This is a genomic window from Ulvibacter sp. MAR_2010_11 (assembly GCF_002813135.1).
Lineage (GTDB): Bacteria > Bacteroidota > Bacteroidia > Flavobacteriales > Flavobacteriaceae > Altibacter.
In genome coordinates this window covers 2,661,895-2,685,000 of record NZ_PHTY01000001.1, presented here as the reverse complement: position 1 = coordinate 2,685,000, position 23,106 = coordinate 2,661,895, and the positions used below count along the sequence as shown (strand labels likewise).

Genomic DNA, 23,106 nt, shown 5'->3' with positions numbered 1-23,106 from the left:
ACTCCTGAGAGACCGATAGTGAACCAGTACCGTGAGGGAAAGGTGAAAAGAACCCTGAATAAGGGAGTGAAATAGAACCTGAAACCATACGCTTACAAGCGGTCGGAGCGGCTTTAAGCTGTGACGGCGTGCCTTTTGCATAATGAGCCTACGAGTTACTGTTGCTAGCAAGGTTAATCCTTTAAGAGGTGGAGCCGTAGCGAAAGCGAGTCTGAATAGGGCGATATAGTTAGTAGTAGTAGACGCGAAACCGTGTGATCTACCCATGGGCAGGGTGAAGCTGTAGTAACATACAGTGGAGGCCCGAACCCGTTGACGTTGAAAAGTCTTGGGATGACCTGTGGGTAGGGGTGAAAGGCCAATCAAACTCGGAAATAGCTCGTACTCCCCGAAATGCATTTAGGTGCAGCGTTGATTTATAGTTTTATAGAGGTAGAGCTACTGATTGGATGCGGGGGCTTCACCGCCTACCAATTCCTGACAAACTCCGAATGCTATAAAATGTTGATCAGCAGTGAGGGCATGGGTGCTAAGGTCCATGTCCGAGAGGGAAAGAACCCAGACCATCAGCTAAGGTCCCCAAATGTATGTTAAGTTGAAGCAACGAGGTTGGATTGCACAGACAGCTAGGATGTTGGCTTGGAAGCAGCCATTCATTTAAAGAGTGCGTAACAGCTCACTAGTCGAGCGATCCGGCATGGATAATAATCGGGCATAAACATACTACCGAAGCTATGGACTTACATCCTTGAGATGTAAGTGGTAGGGGAGCATTCTATTTGCGCTGAAGGTGAACTGCGAGGTTTGCTGGAGCGGATAGAAAAGAAAATGTAGGCATAAGTAACGATAATGCGGGCGAGAAACCCGCACACCGAAAGACTAAGGTTTCCTCAGCTATGCTAATCAGCTGAGGGTTAGTCGGGACCTAACGCGAACCCGAAAGGGGTAGTGGATGGCCAACAGGTTAATATTCCTGTACCTGCTCACGTTAAAAGTGACGGAGGCGAAAAGATGGTGCGTGCTGACGGAATAGCACGTTGAAGCCAGTGGTAACACGGCGATAGTACACTAAGGCTACGGCTGCGGTGATAATCCATTGTATCGACTTCCAAGAAAAGCGAGTGAAGCAGCCCGTACCCTAAACCGACACAGGTAGTTGGGATGAGAATTCTAAGGTGCTCGAGAGATTCATGGCTAAGGAACTAGGCAAAATCGACCCGTAACTTCGGGAGAAGGGTCGCCCTCATTAAGTTGAGGGCCGCAGTGAAGAGGTCCAGGCGACTGTTTATCAAAAACACAGGGCTCTGCAAAATCGAAAGATGAAGTATAGGGCCTGACACCTGCCCGGTGCTGGAAGGTTAAGAGGAGATGTCATCCGACTTGTCGGAGAAGCATTGAATTGAAGCCCCAGTAAACGGCGGCCGTAACTATAACGGTCCTAAGGTAGCGAAATTCCTTGTCGGGTAAGTTCCGACCTGCACGAATGGTGTAACGATCTGGACACTGTCTCAGCCATGAGCTCGGTGAAATTGTAGTAACGGTGAAGATGCCGTTTACCCGCTGTGGGACGAAAAGACCCCGTGCACCTTTACTATAGCTTAGTATTGACTTTGGATAAGTAATGTGTAGGATAGGTGGGAGACATCGAAGCAGCGTCGCCAGGCGTTGTGGAGTCACTGTTGAAATACCACCCTTTACTTATTTGAAGCCTAACCCATGAATTTGGGGACAGTGCTTGGTGGGTAGTTTGACTGGGGTGGTCGCCTCCAAAAGAGTAACGGAGGCTTCTAAAGGTTCCCTCAATACGGTTGGCAATCGTGTGTAGAGTGCAATGGCATAAGGGAGCTTGACTGAGAGACCTACAAGTCGATCAGGTACGAAAGTAGAGCATAGTGATCCGGTGGTTCCGCATGGAAGGGCCATCGCTCAAAGGATAAAAGGTACGCCGGGGATAACAGGCTGATCTCCCCCAAGAGCTCACATCGACGGGGGGTTTGGCACCTCGATGTCGGCTCGTCACATCCTGGGGCTGGAGAAGGTCCCAAGGGTTGGGCTGTTCGCCCATTAAAGTGGCACGCGAGCTGGGTTCAGAACGTCGTGAGACAGTTCGGTCTCTATCTACAGTGGGCGCAAGAAATTTGAGTGGATCTGACTCTAGTACGAGAGGACCGAGTTGGACTGACCTCTGGTGTACCAGTTGTTCCGCCAGGAGCATTGCTGGGTAGCTACGTCGGGAAGGGATAAGCGCTGAAAGCATATAAGCGCGAAACCCACCACAAGATGAGATTTCTTTAAAGGGTCGTGGGAGACTACCACGTTGATAGGTCACAGGTGTAAGTGCGGTAACGTACGTAGCCGAGTGATACTAATAACCCGTATGCTTATGTACGTCGTTTCCCTCCAATCTAGGTTGGGGGGAAGCTAACTCTTTTGCATACCTATAATGAGGATCAATTACCTTATTTACATGCATTTTCTTATTTCTTTTTTCAATATGTTAAGATATTTGTCCGCCAATAGCGGACAGTGAATAGTGAACAGTGAACAGTGAATCGAAATTACGACTCACACTTCACCACTCACCACTCACTTACAACTAAGGTGGTTATAGCGACGGGGCTCACCTCTTACCTTTCCGAACAGAGAAGTTAAGCCCGTTTGCGCCGATGGTACTACACTTGTGGAAGAGTAGGTCGCCGCCTTCTTATAAAGACTCAATCATGTAAATGGTTGGGTCTTTTTTTTTGGAGTAAATTTATGCGACGCTTCCACAAGGGGTGTGGTAGTCAAAATTGCCAAAGTGATAGTTTTAAGATACCACTTTGGCAATTTTGACTGTTTTAGTACTATTGAGCAGTCATCTATTTATCCTCATCATTTATTTGATGAGGGTCTTTTTTTTTGTTCCCGTGTCACTTCGACTACGCTCAGTGCAGGCCAGTGCGGGATGACAGGACTAACTTCCACACGTGGTGTGGTAACCAAAACCTTTAAAATTGTACATTCAAAACTACAATTTTAAAGGTTTTGGTTGTTTCATACTATTGAGACGTCATCTAATTATCCTTATCATTTTATTGAAGAGGGACTTTTTATGGATTCTGAGTCAAGCTCAAAATGACAAGACCAATTTCCACAAGGGACATGGTGCCAAAATTCTGAGTTTTGTACATTTTATAAGATACAGAACTCAGGATTTTGATGTTGTATATTATTTAGAGCCGTCCACCCTCTTCGAGTTTGGGTAAACCTTCTATAAGATCCGATTCTTTAGAAAGTCGGGTCGTTTTTATGTTCCCGTGTCACATCGGCTTCACTTCGGCTACGCTCAGTGTGGCAGCTCAACGCAGGCAAGTGCGGGATGACAAAGACTGAAGAATCCAAATTAATTACTATAGTATTAAAAGAACCTTTATTTTGGCAACACTTTTTATAGCTTCAGGCATTATTTGGCCATTATAAATTGTAAACTTGCAATAGGGATAGCAGCGACATCCGCCCAACTTGATTGGGGGATATAGCGGATTGCCCGACCCTTCTCAGCCGAAATACTTTGGAAAAGTAGGCCGGCGAAGAAGGGGATTGCCCAAAAAAAAGAGAAACATGCAAACAAAAACAGAGGAAATTTGGAATACTGCTTCCCACGGGATAGGAGTGTTGTTGGGCATTGTTGGTCTGATATTGTTGCTGGTTTACGATACAGGTAAAACTCCGTATAGCAGCTTTAGTATTTCTCTCTATGCACTTTCAATAATTATTTTGTACGCTGCATCCAGTATCTATCATGCAATTAGTAACGTAGAATGGAAGAACAGGCTACGCAAAATTGATCATATAAGTATCTATTTGCTCATTGCCGGCACCTATACTCCAGTGGCTCTTATTTCGCTGGAACAGACATCGGGCTGGATGATTTTTTGGATTGTCTGGGGAATAGCAGGAATTGGGACTATTTTGAAGTTGTTTTTTACAGGAAGATTCGAAATTCTATCGGTACTGTTATATTTGATAATGGGGTGGCTTATTGTAATTGATTTCAGTAACCTAATGTCACTTCAATCAAGCACAGGCATTAATTTACTGATGCTGGGCGGTGCTTTTTATACTTTGGGAATTGTATTTTATGTCATTGAGAAAATCCCCTATAACCACGTAATCTGGCATTTCTTTGTGCTAGGTGGCAGTATTTCTCACTTCTTCTTTATCTTTTTGGACGTTATTTAATGGAGTAGGGAGATAGCTTTAGATAAAGTAAGCCACAACAATACCCAGAATTATAGTGACTAACTTTGCCAGATTGAATTTGTGGTCTTTACTGCTTTCATATAAAATAGTAGTAGAAACATGTAGAAATATCCCAATAACAATGGCTGTAATTTCAGTATGATATGCCTGTAAAGTCTCAAACCCCGATAGGTAATTTCCTATTGGTGTCATCAGGGCAAAGAACGTCATAAAGGCAATGGTAACGGTATTGCTGTACTTTGCTTTAATAAAGAAAAAAGATAAGATAAGTGCTACCGGCACCTTGTGAACTATAATCCCTACCAGAATATTGTTTTCATCTGAAATTGGAAATCCTTCCAACAAGGCGTGAATCGATAAGCTTATAAACAAGAGCCAGGGGAAGTCTCTTTTTTCGGAATGCACATGGATATGACCGTGTTCGGCTCCTTTCGAAAAAAACTCCAGGCAAATCTGCAGTAAAATACCTCCCATTATAAAAATCCCAATCCGGTCTTTTGGCATTTCAAATACTTCGGGCAGTAGCTCCAAAATAGTCATGGACAAGAGAAAAGCCCCACTAAACGCTAGCAGTAATGACATTTGCGTTATCTCCTTGGTCTTGAGAACTCGCGCAATAAGATATCCAAAGGCTACGGCCAGAAATAACAAGGCGTATTTCATTATCGAAAAATAAGGATTAGGCGTTCAGACTTACTTTTGTCGAACACATTTAGATGGTAGTCGCCAAAACAACTGTATAATTGCACCCCGGCTGCGTCAAAATACATTTTAAAATCTTCGAGGCTAATTGATTTTACACGTTCCGTAAAGTGATAGTTTTCTTTCTCATGAACAAATTCTATTTCCTTAAAAATATAACCATCTGTAATTCTTTTATTTATCTGAAATTTTATTCCCTCAATCACTTTTGTTTCTGAGGCTACTAAATTTTTACGAACATGTTCCACATTCAGGAAATCAATAACGCCGAAGCCGTTGGGTTTCAGACCGTTTTTTATCGCTTGAATGGTACTTAGATTATCTTCTTCATTTTTAAAATATCCAAAACTGGTGAAAAGATTGAAAATAGCGTCGAATTTAGTAACAAACGATTTACACATATCGTGAACTTCAAAGTGAAGCGTTTCATTTTCGAACTGTTTGGCGTAATTGATACTGGATTGCGACAAATCGGCTCCAATTACATCGTAGCCCAATTCATTAAGGTATTTAGAATGACGTCCTTTTCCACAAGCCAAATCCAGTATTTTTGCGCCTTTAGGCAGACTTAGAAACTCGGTAAGTCGCTGCATAAAAAACCCGGCCTCTTTGTAGTCTCTATCCTTGTATAAAATATGATAGAAAGGAGTATCGAACCAGGAGGCGTACCAATTATCAGTTTCTTTTTGCATTAATGGATTATTGAGCTGCTAAAATACTGTATTTTTGTTCCTTTATTAAACTGAAGTTTGTTTAATTTAAATCGGGATAATTAAATGGTATCTCGCCTAAGCGGGAAATGAATATGGGAAAAAATTTTAAAATGGTGGCCAAGACTCTTTATGGGATGGAAGAGTTATTAGCACAGGAATTACGACAATTGGGAGCTTCCGAAATAGAAATAGGGACTCGAAATGTTTCATTTGAAGGGGATACAGGCTTTATGTACAAAGTAAATTTGTGCAGCAGAATCGCAATCAAAGTGTTGAAACCCATTACCGCCTTTAATATTTTTACCGAAGAGGATTTGTATAAAAAAATATATGAAATGCCGTGGGAAGATTATATGGATGTGAACGGCACTCTGGCAGTTGACTCTACAGTATTCTCTGAAGAATTTACGCATTCTCAATATATCTCATTTAAAACAAAGGATGCGATAGTAGATCGATTTCGGGACAGAGTAGGAGAGCGCCCCAATGTAGATCTGGACCATCCAACCCTGCGGATTAATATTCATATTGATAGAAATATATGTACAGTATCTCTGGATAGCTCAGGGAAGTCTTTACACAAACGTGGTTATAAAACTGAAAGTACTGTTGCTCCCATCAACGAAGTACTGGCTGCAGGAATGATTATGTTGTCCGGTTGGACGGGGCATTGTGATTTTATGGATCCCATGTGTGGAAGTGGTACTATTCTCACTGAAGCCGCCATGATTGCGTGCAATATTCCCCCTAATTTGAACAGAGAGGAATTCGGATTTGAAACATGGCCCGATTTCGATGTAGATCTTTATGAACTCATTGAAGCTGCAGCTCTTAAAAAGGTTCGTGATTTTCATTTTAAGATTTATGGCTCCGATACAGATGTAGTTGCGATTAATAAAGCAAAGGAGAATATAAAAAATGCTAATCTTCAGGATTTTATCGAATTGAAAACTCAGGATTTTTTCGATAGTAAGAAAGAAACCGGGCGTCAGTTGTATATGATTTTTAATCCCCCATACGATGAGCGAATATCTGTTGATGATATCGAAAAATTCTACGGAAACATAGGAACTACCTTAAAACATGGTTATCCCGGAACGCAAGCATGGATGATTACCAGCAATATGGAAGCTTTAAAACATGTGGGGTTGCGCCCTTCTCGAAAAATAAAACTCTACAATGGAAAGCTGGAAAGTAAATTTGTTCTCTACGAAATGTACGAGGGGAGTAAGAAAGCCAGCAAACAATAAGGCTACTTTTTGAAGATGGGAATCAAGTACGAAATACTGTAGCCATACCCCACGCCGAACTCACTGAAGTCGTATGTTCTATTAAAACCCGGGACATACAGATTGTCGAAATTTTCAGGTTTGTCTTTCGAAATCATTCGTTTTAACTGCAAATTTATAGACAAGTACAAATTAGATAACACTTCGGTCTTAATACCAACAACAAATTCTGCCCAGTGAGCTGTTAGTCCGGTGAACTCTTCAGGTTCTACCCGAAAGGCAGGGGGAAATGTTGGATCGGTTGTATAAATGCCGTATGCCAAAAGCTCCTGCTTAAAGCTCGAAAATCCATAACGTAACCCACCGTGAATCGCGTTGTTCATCCCAAGCCAGTTGTTATATGCATTGAAGTCGAAGCCAAGTTTTGCATAACTCCCGGATGTTTTGGAGTTTAAATTAGCCTCAAATCGGTCTTTTTTTTCGTTTCCAATTTCGGCTGCAGCATAAAACTTTTCGGTAATCCGGAAATCCCCAACAACTTCGAAGCCGCTATAACCCTCCTCAAGCAGGGTCCTCAATGGTTTTGAAATATCTAAACCTACCCGCAGTCCGTACTTTTGCGGAGCTTTAGCAACCGTATCGGTAACAGTATCTACTTGCTGTGCCATTAATGAAAATGACAATAGCAGCATACTAGTGCAAAATAGTAATATGTGCTTGTGTTTCATTTTCTATACGTTGTTGTTCTACAATTATGGAAAAAACCCAATTGGCACTTCCCTCATCTTCTTTGGCCGCAGCCAGATTATCAAAAACTGTTTTAAAGGCACAGGCGCGATTTACATAAATGTCTTCTCGAGAATACGTAAAAGTTAAGATGTCCATATTCGGATTTTCGCCCTCGTCATCGTACTTAAAACGATACTTTGATATATCTGCGCTAACATTAAGCGGAATGGCAATCGAATCGGTAGTGGTCTGTGTAATCACCTGTGTGCTATTGTTGTCGGCCGTTTCAATAGTGAGGTTGGGGACATCTTTGGCTACCAACGGATTTGCACTGTCCTTAAAGGTGATAATGAGCAGGGGAGTGGTGGCGGTGCCTTCACTACAAATATCATCACGGGTACAGCCGTTAAGCGCTGTAAAGATTGTGATGAGTATAATTATTTTTTTTAGCATATCTTTTTCTGAAATGATTTCAGAATCCATTATCGTTTTTCCAAAAGTACAACATTTTCTACGTGAAAAGTTTGTGGAAACATATCTACCGGTTGCACTTTTTTTACTTTGTACATAGAATCTAAAAGTGCCAAATCACGGGCCTGTGTTGCACTGTTACAGCTCACATATACAATCTTGGGAGCCGAGATTTCCAGCAATTGAGCAACAACATCGGCATGCATGCCGTCTCGAGGTGGATCGGTAATAATAACATCGGGTTTGCCATGCTGCTTTATAAAACCTGAATTAAAGACCTTTTTCATATCCCCTACATAGAATTCTACATTATCAATACCGTTTAGCAGAGCGTTTTCTTTGGCCGCATCAATAGCATCGGAGACCGCTTCAATCCCGATTACCTTTTTTGCCTTTTTGGCAACAAATTGGGCGATGGTGCCTGTTCCTGTGTATAAATCGAATACGACTTCATTTCCGGTTAGTCCCGCAAAGTCCCGGGTAACCTTATATAATTCGTATGCCTGTTCACTATTAGTTTGATAAAAAGACTTGGCGTTAATTTTAAACTTCAGACCCTCCATTTCTTCAAAAATATGGTCGTCTCCGCTATGAATTAGTACCTCCTGGTCGTAAATAGTATCGTTTCCTTTTGAATTGATTACATAAAGTAATGATGTAATTTCCGGAAACTCAGTAGCAACGGCATCTAAAAGCTGTTCCCGATTTTTTTTGTCTTCATAAAAGAACTGAAGCAGCACCATCACATCACCGGTTGATGCTGTTCTAATCATGAGGGTTCGCAAAAACCCTTCCTGATTACGGGTGTTGAAAAAACTAAGTTGCAGTTCCTGGGCTTTGGCTTTTATAAAGTCCCGAATTGCATTACTGGGATCACGTTGAAGGTGGCATTTATTAAGATCCAAAATCTTGTCCCACATTCCGGGAATATGAAATCCCAGAGCATTTCTGTTTTCTATAACAACATCACTCTTAATTTGCTCCAGTGTAAGCCATTTAGAGTCGCTAAAAGAGAATTCCATCTTATTCCTGTAGAAATACTGCTCTGCGGAGCCAAGAATTGGTTCTACTGGTGGAATTTCAATCTTGCCCAAACGAATTAGGTTGTTTTCAACTTCCTTCTGTTTGTAATACAATTGATGCTCATACCCCATAAATTGCCACTTGCAACCACCACAGGTTCCAAAATGTTCACATTTAGGGTCTACACGCTTGTTGGAGTATTCAGAAAAAGAGATCGCAGATCCTTCAAAATAAGCTTTTCGTTGCTTGGTCGTTTGAATTGTAGCTACATCTCCCGGAACTGCGTTGTTGATAAAAACCACTCTGCCATCCGGGGCCTTTGCGATAGCTTTCCCTTTGGCTCCGGCATCAATCACCTCTAAGTTCTCAAATATTTTCCGATTGTTTTTTCTTCTGGACATCGTGCAAAAATAGCATAATTAGAACGTTTAAATTGATTGGAAGCTTCAAAAAATGTGGGAATTATTTAGTAATTTGCACCCGCTAGGATGATTTCTCTCCGCTAAGAAGGAATTACGAATATTTTACTTTTAATTTTTTACAAAATGTCAGTTTTAGAACACACCTTGTCACAAAAGGCAATCGATCTTGAAAATAAATACGGAGCACATAATTACCACCCCTTACCGGTAGTTTTAAACAGGGGAGAGGGTGTTTATGTTTGGGATGTTGATGGAAAAAAGTATTATGATTTCTTGTCGGCATATTCTGCGGTGAATCAAGGACACTGTCATCCAAAAATTGTTGGTGCCATGGTGCAGCAGGCAAATACGTTAACACTTACCTCTCGTGCCTTCTACAACGATATGTTGGGTAAGTATGAAAAATACGCAACTCAGTATTTTGGTTTCGACAAGCTACTACCTATGAATACGGGTGCTGAAGCTGTTGAAACCGCTATTAAAATATGTAGAAAGTGGGCGTATGAGAAAAAAGGAATTGCCGAAAATGAAGCCGAAATTATAGTGTGTAACAATAATTTCCACGGAAGAACAACTACTATTATTTCGTTTTCTAACGATCCTGTGGCAAGAAAGAATTTTGGACCCTACACACAAGGATTTATAAAAATAGCCTACGACGATTTAAATGCGTTGGAGCAAGCGATCACTAGCTCTAAAAATATAGCCGGATTTCTTGTGGAACCCATTCAAGGGGAGGCAGGGGTTTATGTTCCATCTGAAGGGTATTTGGCAAAGGCGAAAGCATTATGTGCAAAACATAACGTCCTCTTTATTGCCGATGAAGTTCAAACCGGAATTGCACGCACCGGAAAATTACTGGCGGTTGATCACGAAGATGTAAAACCCGATCTTCTTATCCTAGGGAAAGCATTAAGTGGGGGAGCCTATCCGGTTTCAGCGGTTTTAGCGGATAATACCATCATGGATGTTATTGAACCCGGCACACACGGTTCTACCTTCGGCGGAAACCCAATTGCGGCGGCAGTTGCGATTGCGGCCTTGGAAGTAGTAAAAGATGAAAATTTAGCTGAAAATGCTGCTAGGTTGGGTGAAATTTTCAGAAGTGAATTAAATAAATATATAGCAACAAGTTCAATTGCAAAACTAGTACGCGGGAAGGGACTATTAAACGCTATAGTGATAAACGACACGGAAGAAAGTGATACGGCATGGAATATTTGTCTAAAACTTAGAGACAATGGACTTCTAGCTAAACCAACACACGGTAACATTATTCGTTTTGCACCACCTTTGGTTATGAACGAGACGCAATTAAGAGATTGTGTGGCTATTATTATTGCAACACTTACAGAATTTGAATAGAGTTATAAATTGATAAAAACAAAAAAGCGTCAATTTTAGGATTGACGCTTTTTTTATGAAGGCAATTAAAAATTACATTCCGTATTGTTCCATGATATCCTGATTCATGTTCATAATACCATCCATACCTAAGGTTGCAAATAGGAAGATTACATATCCTAAATAGAGCACGTTAAGAATGATACCAATAATAGCAAGTATCTTACCTGTTTTCACATTTTGATACCCGGAATATAGTTCGGGATTTGCCATGTATAATGCGGTAGCTTTTTTTGCCATCACCATAGCGATGATTCCAAAAATAAGTCCCAAGACTCCATAACAGCAACAAGTTACTATCGAAATAATCCCGAAAACTAGAATAAGGGTTGAGTTAGGTAATTTTTGTTTTTCCATAATTGAAATTGTATTTAGTTGATTAACAGTTATAAATTTAAACGAAATAGTTTAGAAAAACTATGGATGACTTTAATTTTTGAAGGATTATAGGACTTTACTCATCTTGATAATGTAGCTCACTATAATAATTGCAACGTTGAGAAAGAGGAGCCCTACTTTAATTTGAAAGGCATATTTAAATTTCACAAAAAAATTGAAAATTACGAAGAGCGCTAATAGGAGTAACGTATAGATGGCAGGATACATTTTAAAAGCAGCTATGAATTCGCCTCTAAAAAGAAAGGCTGCAGCACGTTGGATGCCACAGCCTAAACATTCTACTCCGAAGATTTTTTTATTCGTGCATTCAAGCATGTAATCTTCGAGTCCTTCCATATTGGAAAGGTTTATCTTTTATTATGGATAGTTATTTTGTAATCTATATTAATATTATCCACAGTAGTTAATTTTACCAAATACACAGCATCACTTAGGGTAGCAGTTGGGAATGTAAAATACTCAACCTTACCAATGTTCTGTTGTGAGATTACCAACTTTCCGGTCATGTCGTATACATTAGCCGACTTGATGTCATAGCCGTCAGGGTTTCTAACTTCTAACTGGGCGGCAGCATTGTTTTGGAAAAAGTCAACATTCTTTTTAGCCTGCATATTATCCGCTGCTATGTCTGAATTCTCTTCGGCAACCGGAGCTTCTTCAGCACCACGTCCACCTCTAAATACGATATAAAATCTATTGGTATATTCACCAGCGGGTAAGAAAATGTTTGCTGATTCTCCACCTGTAATTTGATAATAGGTACTGGTGATACGATCCCAAAGATAGGCATTGGTCATAGGCAGGTTTACTTCTTCAACGGCCATTATTTTAACATCAAATGACTCTTCTAATGTTAATGTAATAGGGATTCTCTTGGTAACTTCATAAGGTACTGTTGAAATTACAAACGGTACCATATTGGTATCTTGTCCAACAGCAACCGGGAAATAGGCCTCTGCTATTGTAGCATCCATTGGGTGCTTTCCATCCAATCCTCTGTCATAACCATCACTGGATTGATCATAAAGCACTAATACCATATCTCTAAAATGAGACTCTCCAAAGAATGTATTCAATCTTAGTTGTGGTAGTCTGTTATCAACCGGAGGTAAAATAACCCCTCCGTTACTATCAGCTAAAGATGATTCAGTTGAAGTAGCTACTTCTCCTCCCGAGGTACGATAAACGGAAGCATTTGCGGCGCCTTCCTTAATATAGCGCCGATGACTGTTTTTTATCGTAATTGTTCCTGAAGATCCTGTATATATCATAAATCCTTGGCCAATAGGAGCAAAGCGGCGATCGTATACAGACCCAAACATTCCAGTACTTCCACCTGGATTACCGGCAGCATCATAATTTAAAAATGCTGGTGCGGCGTAGACACCGACTTCCGTTGTACCACTGGGGTCGTTAGGACCAGGAACATACGTGCCATATCCACCTTTATTATCGATAAAGTTATGAGATTGAATAGTTCTGTCCTCATCCCAATATCTGAATTCAGTGATTTCGGTATTGTCGGCATCCCAAAAGACTCTGTTTAAATCCAGAGCTGAAGGATAAGGATTTCCGGATAGAACCACTTTATTTGCAACAACTGGAATAGTAATATTACCATTATTAGGACGACCTCTAAAATCATAAAGTTGATTATGATTGTTAGTTTCGGTACCTTTCATAGTAAAGCCATATCCCGGCCCAATTGCATTGCTTGTATTAATTGCTGTAAAAGGCGCACCTGATGCCCTAGTATATAGCCATCTGGTAGAAATAGTCAACGGATTTTCCCATCCGTTGTAGCCTGCAGTAACTTCTGTACGTATGGAGTGAGTCTTAGAAATAGAATCGAATATTCTAAAAACTCCGGCATTTTGATTACCGCTCGCCCCTAAATTCTGAACTCCGACAGGAGAACACCAAAATGAATAATCATAGGCGTCATCATCCGGGGTATTCTGAAATACAGAAATAAATCCGGTACCGCTATTCGCGGAACTTGTAATTCCTTGCACTAACTGTGCTTGATTTCGTAAATAAATGCTTCCTCGAGTGGATCCGACATTGTTCAATGCCAAATTCACATCTTGTTCCACAAATAATACTTGGTCGTTTACGTATACGTAAGAGTCATTAGCCCCATTTGGCTTAACATAAAGCTGAGCCAAAGACGCAGCAGAGAGTAACAGCATAGCTGTTGAAAGTAGTAGGTTTTTCATTTTTTCCTGGTTTAGCGTGGTATTTCTGGGGGGAAATTCCACTATTTCCGTTGTAAATTTAAAAATATTTTTGAATTATAAGACACAATATACGGAAATTCATATAAATTTAATGCTCAGATAGTTGTAAAATTCTTACAAAAGTATCAATTAATTGAAGTACTTTTCCTTCAAATAAATCAATTACATTCATGAAAATTGGGGATAAAATTGCCGTTCTAGACGAAGATATTTCAGGTCATATAGTAGCATTTACGGGCAGTGACGTAACAATTATGACTCAGGATGGTTTCGAAATGCAGTACGCTAAAAATGAGATTGTTGTGGAATCCAATTCGCTTACAAAAAAGCAAATGTTACCTCAAAATATTTCTGAAATAATTTCTGAAAAAGAAGTAAAGAAACATAAAAATACCACCAGAATACGTCCAAAAGAGCGATCCATGCCTCCAATGGAAGTCGATTTACACATTCATCAGCTTACAAATAATCAAAAAGGACTAAGTAATTACGATATGCTAACCCTTCAAATGGATACCGCAAAACGGCAATTAGAATTTGCCATTTCCAAGCGATTGCAAAGGGTTGTATTTATCCACGGCATAGGTGATGGCGTATTAAGAGCCGAACTGGATTTTCTCTTTAAGCGATACGATAATCTGGAATATTACGATGCCGATTATCAGAAGTATGGCAGAGGGGCTACCGAAGTGTATATTTTTCAAAGTAAAAACCCTTAATTAAATTCCGGAGTGATAGTTACAGTTCCACTTACTACATCTTGTTGGGTTCCCAAATCGATATTTTCCTGAGTGATTTCTTCTTCGCCATTAATTAGCACTAATCCCTGCAAAGAAAGTGAAATATCGCTGCTTAGAGAGTAGGTGTGTGTGCGATATTCGTCAATTATAACCGAGGTAGTTATAGCGGGATTCAAGTAATCGGGACCCACTTCAGGGTCTGTCACGGTTGTAATAGGATCAAATCCGCCACCGGCTTCATAACGGGTAAGTGTCCCGTCATTGTCATCGTCGGGATCCAGATAGTCCGGTATTCCGTCTCCATCAAAATCTCTCGGGTTTTCAAGATCGGAGCCTATTTCGAGTGAGGTTGGCACATTGTCTCCATCGTCGTCGTAATCGTAGTAATTAGGTATTAAGTCACCATCTGTGTCTAAGTCGTTATTCGGGTCTTCATCTATAGAGTCGTTATCGTCCAGTGTGGTTGTAGTTATAAGAATTGCTGTGCCGGAAGTCCCAATATAATCTGTAGTAACCGTTGGACTGGTAGGGGGGATACTGCTGCAAAAATAGGAGGCAGTGACCGCGGCATCGTAATTTCGGTAATTCACTATATTAGAGGTTGTATTTAAGGCAAATTCCTGAGTACTGCTCTCTAAAAAAAATTCTTCCGAAGTAGTTATTTGCAACGAAATACTCTCAAAACCTCCACTGTTTATTTTAAAGAACACATAACTACTTGATCCCTCACAGGTCTGTAAATTGGCGTCATCAAAGTCAAAAGTGGTTACAATTACATCTCCATCGTTACATGCGGTAAAAAAGTAAATAAAGAGACAAAGAATTAAGATTCTCACCATGGTATTTTCAGAAATTTTTGAACTGCTACAAAGTAACACATTTCTTTACAACTGAAATCGGTTTAATTTATTTTAATATGTATTTTTGCACTCTATGAAAAAAGTATATTTTGATAGTGCGGCTACGACGCAATTACGGGACGATGTGATTAGATGCATCTCAGAGGTATTAAAAACCGAATATGGAAATCCTTCATCTACACATTCTTACGGAAGATCAGCTAAATCTTTACTTGAAAATGCTAGAAAAGAAATTGCCGGCTATTTAAATGTCTCTGCTTCCGAAATTATATTTACATCAGGGGGTACCGAAGCAGATAACCTGGTTTTAAACAGTTGTGTTTGTGATTTGGGTGTCACTCGAATTATTTCCAGTAAAATAGAACATCATGCAGTCTTACATACTGTTAATGAACTCCAAGATCGCTTTGGAATTCGCGTGGACTATGTAAACCTGGATCATTGTGGGATGGTAGATTTTGACCATCTGGAAACCTTGTTGCAGGATACTTCGGCTAAAACTCTGGTGTGTTTGATGCACATAAACAATGAAGTTGGAAATATATTGGATATAAAACATACTGCAATGCTATGTAAAAAGTACGACACCTTGTTTCATAGCGATACAGTTCAGTCTGTAGGGCATTTTGAATTGGATTTTGCCGAAATACCGCTCGATTTCGCTGCAGTGGCCGCACATAAGTTCCACGGACCCAAAGGAGCGGGTTTTGCATTTATACGAAAGAATTCGGGGTTACGCCCCTTGATTCATGGTGGATCTCAGGAAAAGGGCTTGCGTGCAGGAACCGAAGCTGTCTATGCTATTGCCGGAATGGCCGAAGCCTTGAAATTATCCTATCAAAATCTCGAAAAAGAGCGTTTGTATATTACCGAAATAAAAGATTATTTTAAGAATCGACTTATATCCGAAATTCCGGGAGTAAAATTTAATGGGAATTGTGATAATAACGAGACCAGCACTTATACCTTGCTTAATGTGTGTTTGCCTGTTTCTCCCGAAAAGGCCTTGATGCTGTTATTTCAATTAGATTTAAACGGAATTGCATGTTCAAAGGGAAGTGCCTGTCAAAGCGGTAGTAATAAAGGGTCACATGTTTTGTCTGAAATTCTTTCAGAAGAAGATATGAATAAACCTTCCATTCGGTTTTCATTCTCCAGTTTTAATACAAAGGAAGAGGTAGACTACGTAATTGATGTGCTTAAAACCTTTATCGACAGTTAATTAAAACTTCATTGTTGCTCTTACGTTAAACACCCTCGGCGTTAAAAAATTCGGAATTGAATACTGCAATTTCGAATAGACATCTCTTACAAAGGTGTTTGTAATAGAGTTTCTTACATCGAAGATATTAAAGATTTCGGCGCCAATAGTCAATTCTTTAAAGGGCTTTAACCAGCCACTGTCCCGCAATTTATCCTGATTTACAATTACGTAGGATACGCCAACATCGGCACGCTTATAATCTCTTAATCTGGTTTGGAAGTTATACGGATCGGCATAACTTGGTGAACCACCGGGAAGACCGGTATTGTACACCATGTTCAAATACATTTTAAGATCGGGAATCACTTTTACATAATCCTGAAAGAGCACCCCAAACTTTAACCGTTGGTCTGTGGGCCTGAAAATATAACCTCGGTCCTCAATGTTTTCTTCGGTTTTAAGATATCCGAAGCTTACCCAGCTTTCCGTTCCGGGAACAAACTCTCCTGCCAGTCTTAGGTCAAGTCCGTAGGCATAAGCAACAGCATTATTTCGCGCACGATAACGTATACGAACGTTTTCAAGAGTATAGGGATTTACATCGGTTAAATCTTTGTAATATGCTTCCGAGTTAAGCGTAAAGGGTCTTCCCCACATATCGAAACTATAATCGTTTCCTAAAACAATATGCACGGACTGCTGTGCTTTTACCCCGGGGCGAACTGCTCCGGTCGAATCCCGTAATTCTCTGTAAAATGGTGGTTGATGATACAATCCCCCGGATAAGCGGAATAACATATCCATTTCCCACTTTGGTTTTATGGAAATCTGACCTCTCGGACTAAAAACTGTTTGTGTTGTGCTGGTGATGCCTTCTCCACTCACAGTCCAATTGTGGGCACGTACACCTGCATTCAGCCAAACATCATTTGTTCCCAGCTTTGTTCTACGGCTCCATTGAGCGTAACCGGAAATTCTATCTATCTGCACATCGTTACGTGCTCTAATGTTGGTGTAAGGGACAATGGGAGAGTCGAACGGGCTGTACGGCTGATTATTTACATAATCGATAATTGGCGGACGAATGGAAAATCCTGCTGAGTCAATAATTTCGTATTCCTGTACGCGATCACGAATGTCTTCACGGGTATATTTTATTCCGTATTCGATTTTATTTTCATCCAGCGCCAGATTTCCTTTGTGTTCCACATTCATGATAAGTGCGTCCAAATCGTTTCTGGCATGCGTAAGTTGTCCACCAATTCCTTCGGTAAATTCTACTTCTCCTAGATTTTCATCTCCAATATCGGTATTCACTTCGCCTAAGAAATACTGTCCCAGAATATCGAAATATTCCTGCTCTGTAGTTTGATACAGGGAAGCGATAAATTTAGCGGTGTAATTCTTTGAAGCGACATAGGTGCCTTTAAAAGCTCCGAAGTAAGTGTTGTATCTATCTTCTTCCTGTCCTTCATAAAAGACGACTAATGCGATAGGATCTGCCAAGGTTCCAAAATTTGTCTGTCGTGTAAGGGGTTGGTAGCTGTAATCGTTTATGGAAACATTTCCTAAAAAGCCTAATTCGAATTTGTTGGTGAATTTATAGGTTAAATAGGTTTGTGCATCGGCGAATTTAGGTTTGAAATTGGTTTCGGTTTGTTTGGCTTTTACAAAAAGACTGTTGTCACGATAACGCAAACCTACAATTCCGCGTAAGCGTTGGCTTTTTGAAATACCTTCAACCGCAACACTTGCTCCTAACAAACTAATATCGGCAGAAGCTCCGAAATCGGCCGGCTGCCGGTATTCAATATCTAAAACTGAAGAAAGTTTATCGCCGTATTTAGCCTGAAAGCCCCCTGCCGAGAAATCGACCGAGCGCGTAAGATCACTGTTTACAAAACTCAATCCTTCCTGTTGTCCGCTTCTAATTAAGAAGGGACGATACACTTCAATTTCATTTACGTATACAAGGTTTTCGTCGTAATTTCCTCCACGCACGTTGTATTGAGTGCTCAATTCGTCGTTTCCGCTAACACCCGGTAAGGATTTTAAAAGATTTTCTACTCCGGGATTGGCACCTACCATTTTTCGGATGGTTTCCGGAGCAATGCTCAGCACCCCTGTTTCATCTACCCTGGTTCGTTTTTTCCCCGTGATCACAATAGTACTTATCTGGATTAAATCGGCTTTCATTACCGGGTTGAACTCAAAATCCTGATTGGGTTTCAGATTAAAGGTTTGGAGAACATTACTATGGCTTACATGTGTAAAAGTTAATGTAACATCCTGATTGGTTGGAATTTCAATAAGATAATAACCATCAAAATCTGTTATTGTTCCTTCTCCGTCAAATGTTACGTTCACATCTGAAATAGGAACATTCATCTCATCAAGAATTACACCCTTTACAGTTGCTTTTTGAGCAAATAAAGTTGTAGTTATAAAAAAAAGGAGAAGGAGTAGTTGTAAAGTTTTTGTTTTCAAAAGTAAATTTTAGGATTATTTTCTGAAAAAAGTTGCTTCAAATGTAGCACTATTTCCCACATTATCGGTAACAATCAGTTTCAATTTATTTTCAGATTCAATGATGACGTTATCAGTAAAATTATAGGTAACAACGTCTTTTTTGTAATTATATTCCAGTAAAATGAATTTTCCGTTAATCGTTGCCCGATAATTGCTTATTCCGCTCGAATCATCTTCTATTTTCAATTCCAGCGTGTCGTTTTTGCTAATCCATTTTCCGTCCTCAAAATTTAAGGGCTTGATAGATGGCGCAACAGTATCGGAAGCAATAGTATAGTTTCCGAAGGTTCTAATGCGCGCCGAAAGTTTACTGCCATTACGGCTGGTTGTAGTGTAATAGGCCTTTCCCCGGTAATTGAGTCGGCCGATGTATAGCTTATCTAAATCCTCCTCTTTGTAATTTGAAGCGTCTACAGTGATCGTTATGTTTTTATGAATTGGGATCACATCCTCATGAAAAGTAAGTACATCTCCATCCACTTTTATCTCTAAAAACGCATCTTCATAAAGACTGCCTGAAGGAATGTATACGTTAAACTTTCCTTTTGTGATCGATGTTCCCTGATCGGCATAAATATAATCCTCGGTTTTTTTCGAAATCTTTTGCTCTAAAGTTTCGGACTTTTTACCTTCAATAGGAACAGATACGGTCACTGTATTCTGCATAAAGTCTTTAATTTCTATGGTGTACATTGAATTTAAAGAATCTTCCACTACAACATATCCGTTATCGATTTCATGTGTAATTATGCTTAAGGGATTATTTGTTTGCCGAAATAGTTTCTGTACACGACTCTTGTTGCTCATAAAATAATCGTAATCTATAAAACGATTGAGATAGCGTGTTTCATCGAAGGAAAATTTATCAAAAAGCACTGTGAATTGTTCCGCACCATTGTACACGGTTTTTATTTGATATACTCCATTCTTATTTGAAGCCCCGTCCAGCTGATCATTTGTAGAAACTCCGAAGCCAATTCGTCCATAGGCTGTTACTTTTTCAGCGATATAATTGCCGTCATTTTGCAGCTTGAGCTTCAGTTTTACAGGATTTTGCGAATTATTCACCTGGGCATCGTCTGCAATGGGATATGCAAACACCGAATTGACCAAAGGGTTTTTGCTGTCGGGAATATTAATACCGAAAAGCATCGGATTCATGGGCCTTTCGGCTGAATCTCTTATTTCGAAATGTAAATGTGGCCCTCCACTGCTACCACTGTTCCCTGTATATCCAATGAGTTCACCTTTCTTTACCGGAAGCATGGTTGCATCCGGAAACAACTCAATTTCGAAGGTTTCTTTTTTATACTGATTGTCCTTTACGTATTTCTCAATCGCGCCGGCATATTTTTGAAGATGGGCATATACAGTTCCATAACCATTAGGATGCTGAATGTAAAGTGCTTTCCCGTAGCCGTAGTGTGCAACTTTGATTCGGTTTACGTACCCATCGGCTGGCGCAAAGATGGGAAGTCCTTCCCGTTGTTTCGTTTTTATATCGAAGCCGCTGTGAAAATGATTGCTGCGCAATTCACCAAAACTTCCCGATAAAATAAGGGGAATGTCAAGCGGACTTGAAAAATAATCGGTTGGAATTGCATTTTGGCTCCATACTGTTACTCCCAAAAAAAACAGTACAAAAAACAATTTTGTAGACTTCATAAAGATATAATACGTTATAGGATAATGGAGCGTTTTGCTTTTTATTGTAATTGAAATTCAATATTACAAAAAATAATAGAAAAAGAGTTGTCATATTCTCTTGCGTGTGTTAACTTTGTGTACGTAGTATTGAAATAGATTTTTAATGAGCGACCTATCAGAAATTGTTGATTCTCTTGAAAATAGGATTAGTAAATTGTTACACAGACATGACAAACTGAAGCAAACTAATCAATCACTTGAAGCCGAACGCAACGTTTTAAAGTCGAAGCAGGAGCAATATGCACAGGATATAGAGGCATGGCGTGATAAATGCAACTCATTACAATTAGCAAATTCAATGCTTGGCAGCGACCAATACAAACGAGAAACAAAACTCAAAATAAATGCTTTAGTTCGGGAAATTGATCAGTGTATCGCTCAACTTTCCGAGTAAATCGAAACCATGTCGAACCAACTAAAAATAAAGCTATCGATTGCAGACAGAATATATCCTTTAACCATCAACCCCAGTCAGGAAGAAGGTCTTAGGAAAGCTGCAAAAAAGATAGAAGAAATGATTAAGAGGTTCGAAAACAGTTACGCCGTAAGGGATAAGCAAGATGTACTTGCCATGTGTGCACTACAGTTTGCGGCCCAAGTGGAGCAAAAAGGAATTGATAAGGAAACCGACACACAACACATAGAAGAAAAGCTGGAAGCTTTAAATGAGTTGTTACAGGAACATTTATCATAACGTTCTTTAAAATAAAAAGGTTACTGCCTACATTAATATTATTTTTTGGTAAACTCAACACGATTCTTTAAAAAGGGTGAGTTAAAGTTGTAAAAGCGCGCCGTCTTTGAGCGGATACTTGATCAGCTTGTTAGCCCTAAACTTGTTTTTAAGGAGTTTATTCAAAATGCCATTATTAATGTAGGCTTTTTTTTTACTCAAAAACAGATCTTACAATGGATAACATTATTACGCTCATTATAGCATCAATCATAGGTGTAGCGGTAGGTTTTTTAATTGCAAAGTTTTTTGAAAGAAACAATGCATCCCGACTCATCAAGTCTGCAAAGAAAAATGCGGCTGCTATCTTAAAAGAGGCCAAAGCAGAGGCCGAAACACTCAAAAAAGATAAAATACTTCAGGCAAAGGAAAAATTTATTGAATTAAAATCGGAGCACGAAAAAGTAATCCTCAGCCGCGAAAAGAAAATCTCGGAGGTTGAAAAACGAATACGGGACAAAGAGTCTCAGGTTTCCAATGAGCTGGCTAAAAACAAGCGCCTTAGCTCTGAAGTTGAAGCTCAAGAAAAGGATTATTCCGAAAAATTATCCTTCCTGGAAAAGAAACAAAGCGATGTTGATAAACTGCATAGGAGTCAGATAGAACAACTTGAGGTAATCTCAAGTCTTTCAGCAGAAGATGCCAAGGCGCAACTCGTCGAAAATCTTAAAGAAGAGGCCAAAGCAGGAGCAATGGCGTATATTCAATCTTCGGTGGAAGAAGCCAAAATGACGGCACAACAGGAAGCGAAGAAAATTATTATCACTACCATACAGCGTATCGGTACCGAAGAAGCGGTTGAAAACTGCGTGTCGGTATTTAATTTGGAAAGTGATGATGTTAAAGGCCGAATTATAGGTAGAGAAGGTCGAAATATTCGTGCTATTGAAGCCGCCACCGGTGTTGAAATTATAGTAGACGACACTCCTGAGGCAATTATACTCTCTTGTTTCGACTCGGTTCGAAGAGAGGTAGCCCGCTTGTCACTTCACAAACTGGTGACGGATGGACGCATTCACCCTGCTAGAATTGAAGAAATTGTAAAGAAAACCACCAAACAAATAGAAGAGGAGATAATCGAAGTTGGAAAACGTACCGTAATCGATTTAGGTATTCACGGATTACAACCCGAATTGATTAAAGCGGTGGGAAGAATGAAATATCGTTCGTCCTACGGACAAAATTTATTACAACACTCACGTGAAGTAGCGAAATTATGCGGTGTGATGGCGTCTGAGTTAGGTTTAAACCCAAAACTGGCCAAACGCGCAGGATTATTGCATGATATAGGAAAAGTTCCTGAAACAGAAACAGAGGTGCCTCATGCAATCCTCGGAATGCAATGGGCAGAAAAATACGGAGAGAAACCCGAAGTATGTAATGCTATTGGAGCTCACCACGACGAAATTGAAATGACCAGTTTGCTGTCTCCCATTGTTCAGGTATGTGATGCCATTAGTGGCGCACGTCCCGGAGCCAGAAGACAAGTACTGGATTCGTATATACAACGCTTGAAAGACCTGGAGGATATTGCCTTCGGATTTGGAGGTGTAAATAAAGCGTATGCCATTCAAGCGGGACGTGAGTTACGTGTGATGGTGGAAAGTGAAAAGGTGACCGACGAGAAAGCGGCACAGTTATCCTTTGAGATCTCGCAAAAAATTCAGACAGATATGACCTATCCGGGGCAGGTAAAAGTTACTGTGATACGTGAAACCCGCGCTGTGAATATTGCAAAGTAGGTTATTTCAACGCT

General features: G+C 40.0%; 19 protein-coding genes, 2 rRNA genes and 1 other RNA gene (1 of these 22 only partly in view). 11 read left to right on the top strand and 11 right to left on the bottom strand.

Annotation, left to right across the window (positions count from 1 at the left end; all coding sequences use genetic code 11):
* From ATE92_RS12350 to ATE92_RS12340, 3 genes are all read left to right on the top strand, one after another.
* Positions 1-2,388: ribosomal RNA gene (locus tag ATE92_RS12350) — 23S ribosomal RNA — on the top strand (it extends 455 nt beyond the left edge of the window).
* A 209-nt stretch (positions 2,389-2,597) separates the two neighbouring features.
* A 5S ribosomal RNA gene (gene rrf, locus ATE92_RS12345) occupies positions 2,598-2,705 on the top strand.
* Positions 2,706-3,603: 898 nt separating this feature from the next.
* Positions 3,604-4,224 (top strand): hemolysin III family protein, encoded by a 621-nt coding sequence (locus tag ATE92_RS12340; RefSeq protein WP_100804437.1) that lies wholly within the window; start codon positions 3,604-3,606, stop codon positions 4,222-4,224.
* 18 nt (positions 4,225-4,242) lie between these two features.
* Here ATE92_RS12340 and ATE92_RS12335 read toward each other — a convergent pair whose 3' ends face one another.
* Positions 4,243-4,908: a ZIP family metal transporter gene (locus tag ATE92_RS12335; protein WP_100804003.1), complete on the bottom strand. Its 666-nt coding sequence runs from the start codon at positions 4,906-4,908 to the stop codon at positions 4,243-4,245.
* Positions 4,908-5,639, bottom strand: coding sequence for a bifunctional 2-polyprenyl-6-hydroxyphenol methylase/3-demethylubiquinol 3-O-methyltransferase UbiG (locus ATE92_RS12330; protein ID WP_100804002.1), 732 nt, complete (start codon positions 5,637-5,639; stop codon positions 4,908-4,910). Before ATE92_RS12330 ends, ATE92_RS12335 begins: the two co-directional genes overlap by 1 nt.
* 113 nt (positions 5,640-5,752) lie before the next feature.
* Here ATE92_RS12330 and ATE92_RS12325 point away from each other — a divergent pair, with 113 nt between their 5' ends.
* A complete protein-coding gene (locus ATE92_RS12325; RefSeq protein ID WP_100804436.1) occupies positions 5,753-6,910 on the top strand; it encodes a class I SAM-dependent RNA methyltransferase in 1,158 nt (385 codons plus the stop codon).
* Positions 6,911-6,912: 2 nt separating this feature from the next.
* Here the strand turns inward: ATE92_RS12325 and ATE92_RS12320 are convergent, their stop codons facing one another.
* The 3 genes from ATE92_RS12320 to rlmD are packed head-to-tail and all read right to left on the bottom strand — an operon-like array spanning position 6,913 to position 9,513.
* Complete coding sequence (locus ATE92_RS12320) at positions 6,913-7,557, bottom strand: DUF6048 family protein (RefSeq protein ID WP_232729157.1); 645 nt, start codon at positions 7,555-7,557, stop codon at positions 6,913-6,915.
* Between the two features lie 25 nt (positions 7,558-7,582).
* Complete coding sequence (locus ATE92_RS12315; RefSeq protein WP_100804000.1) at positions 7,583-8,101, bottom strand: DUF6452 family protein; 519 nt, start codon at positions 8,099-8,101, stop codon at positions 7,583-7,585.
* Positions 8,101-9,513, bottom strand: a complete 1,413-nt coding sequence (gene rlmD / locus ATE92_RS12310; protein WP_100803999.1) for a 23S rRNA (uracil(1939)-C(5))-methyltransferase RlmD — start codon at positions 9,511-9,513, stop codon at positions 8,101-8,103. The genes ATE92_RS12315 and rlmD overlap by 1 nt, the downstream gene beginning before the upstream one ends.
* 144 nt (positions 9,514-9,657) lie before the next feature.
* Between rlmD and rocD the strand changes: the two genes are divergently transcribed.
* The gene (gene rocD, locus ATE92_RS12305; protein WP_100803998.1) at positions 9,658-10,899 is read left to right on the top strand and encodes an ornithine--oxo-acid transaminase; all 1,242 of its coding nucleotides are present in this window, start codon (positions 9,658-9,660) and stop codon (positions 10,897-10,899) included.
* Between the two features lie 72 nt (positions 10,900-10,971).
* On the opposite strand, the gene ATE92_RS12300 is transcribed toward rocD, so the two are convergent.
* The 3 genes from ATE92_RS12300 to ATE92_RS12290 all read right to left on the bottom strand — a co-directional run bounded on the left by ATE92_RS12300 (position 10,972) and on the right by ATE92_RS12290 (position 13,556).
* Positions 10,972-11,295: a CCC motif membrane protein gene (locus tag ATE92_RS12300; RefSeq protein ID WP_100803997.1), complete on the bottom strand. Its 324-nt coding sequence runs from the start codon at positions 11,293-11,295 to the stop codon at positions 10,972-10,974.
* Positions 11,296-11,382: 87 nt separating this feature from the next.
* Entirely contained in the window at positions 11,383-11,652 is a 270-nt protein-coding gene (locus tag ATE92_RS12295) for a DUF2752 domain-containing protein (protein ID WP_100804435.1), read from the bottom strand.
* A 32-nt stretch (positions 11,653-11,684) separates the two neighbouring features.
* Positions 11,685-13,556, bottom strand: a complete 1,872-nt coding sequence (locus tag ATE92_RS12290; protein ID WP_157809631.1) for a T9SS type A sorting domain-containing protein — start codon at positions 13,554-13,556, stop codon at positions 11,685-11,687.
* A 191-nt stretch (positions 13,557-13,747) separates the two neighbouring features.
* Here ATE92_RS12290 and ATE92_RS12285 point away from each other — a divergent pair, with 191 nt between their 5' ends.
* The gene (locus tag ATE92_RS12285) at positions 13,748-14,296 is read left to right on the top strand and encodes a Smr/MutS family protein (RefSeq protein WP_100803995.1); all 549 of its coding nucleotides are present in this window, start codon (positions 13,748-13,750) and stop codon (positions 14,294-14,296) included.
* Here the strand turns inward: ATE92_RS12285 and ATE92_RS12280 are convergent.
* Complete coding sequence (locus tag ATE92_RS12280) at positions 14,293-15,156, bottom strand: hypothetical protein (RefSeq protein WP_100803994.1); 864 nt, start codon at positions 15,154-15,156, stop codon at positions 14,293-14,295. The genes ATE92_RS12285 and ATE92_RS12280 overlap by 4 nt on opposite strands.
* Positions 15,157-15,250: 94 nt before the next feature.
* Here ATE92_RS12280 and ATE92_RS12275 point away from each other — a divergent pair, with 94 nt between their 5' ends.
* A complete protein-coding gene (locus tag ATE92_RS12275) occupies positions 15,251-16,399 on the top strand; it encodes a cysteine desulfurase family protein (protein ID WP_100803993.1) in 1,149 nt (382 codons plus the stop codon).
* On the opposite strand, the gene ATE92_RS12270 is transcribed toward ATE92_RS12275, so the two are convergent.
* Complete coding sequence (locus tag ATE92_RS12270; protein ID WP_369819716.1) at positions 16,400-18,868, bottom strand: carboxypeptidase-like regulatory domain-containing protein; 2,469 nt, start codon at positions 18,866-18,868, stop codon at positions 16,400-16,402.
* 15 nt (positions 18,869-18,883) lie between these two features.
* Entirely contained in the window at positions 18,884-20,575 is a 1,692-nt protein-coding gene (locus ATE92_RS12265; protein WP_100803992.1) for a M23 family metallopeptidase, read from the bottom strand.
* Between the two features lie 145 nt (positions 20,576-20,720).
* Between ATE92_RS12265 and ATE92_RS12260 the strand changes: the two genes are divergently transcribed.
* The 4 genes from ATE92_RS12260 (at position 20,721) to rny (ending at position 23,092) form a co-directional block, all read left to right on the top strand.
* Complete coding sequence (locus ATE92_RS12260) at positions 20,721-21,011, top strand: hypothetical protein (protein ID WP_100803991.1); 291 nt, start codon at positions 20,721-20,723, stop codon at positions 21,009-21,011.
* 9 nt (positions 21,012-21,020) lie between these two features.
* Positions 21,021-21,311, top strand: a complete 291-nt coding sequence (locus tag ATE92_RS12255; protein WP_100803990.1) for a cell division protein ZapA — start codon at positions 21,021-21,023, stop codon at positions 21,309-21,311.
* A 52-nt stretch (positions 21,312-21,363) separates the two neighbouring features.
* Positions 21,364-21,470: non-coding RNA, 6S RNA (gene ssrS, locus ATE92_RS12250), on the top strand.
* Between the two features lie 56 nt (positions 21,471-21,526).
* Positions 21,527-23,092: a ribonuclease Y gene (gene rny / locus ATE92_RS12245; protein WP_100803989.1), complete on the top strand. Its 1,566-nt coding sequence runs from the start codon at positions 21,527-21,529 to the stop codon at positions 23,090-23,092.
* Positions 23,093-23,106: the final 14 nt, after the last annotated feature.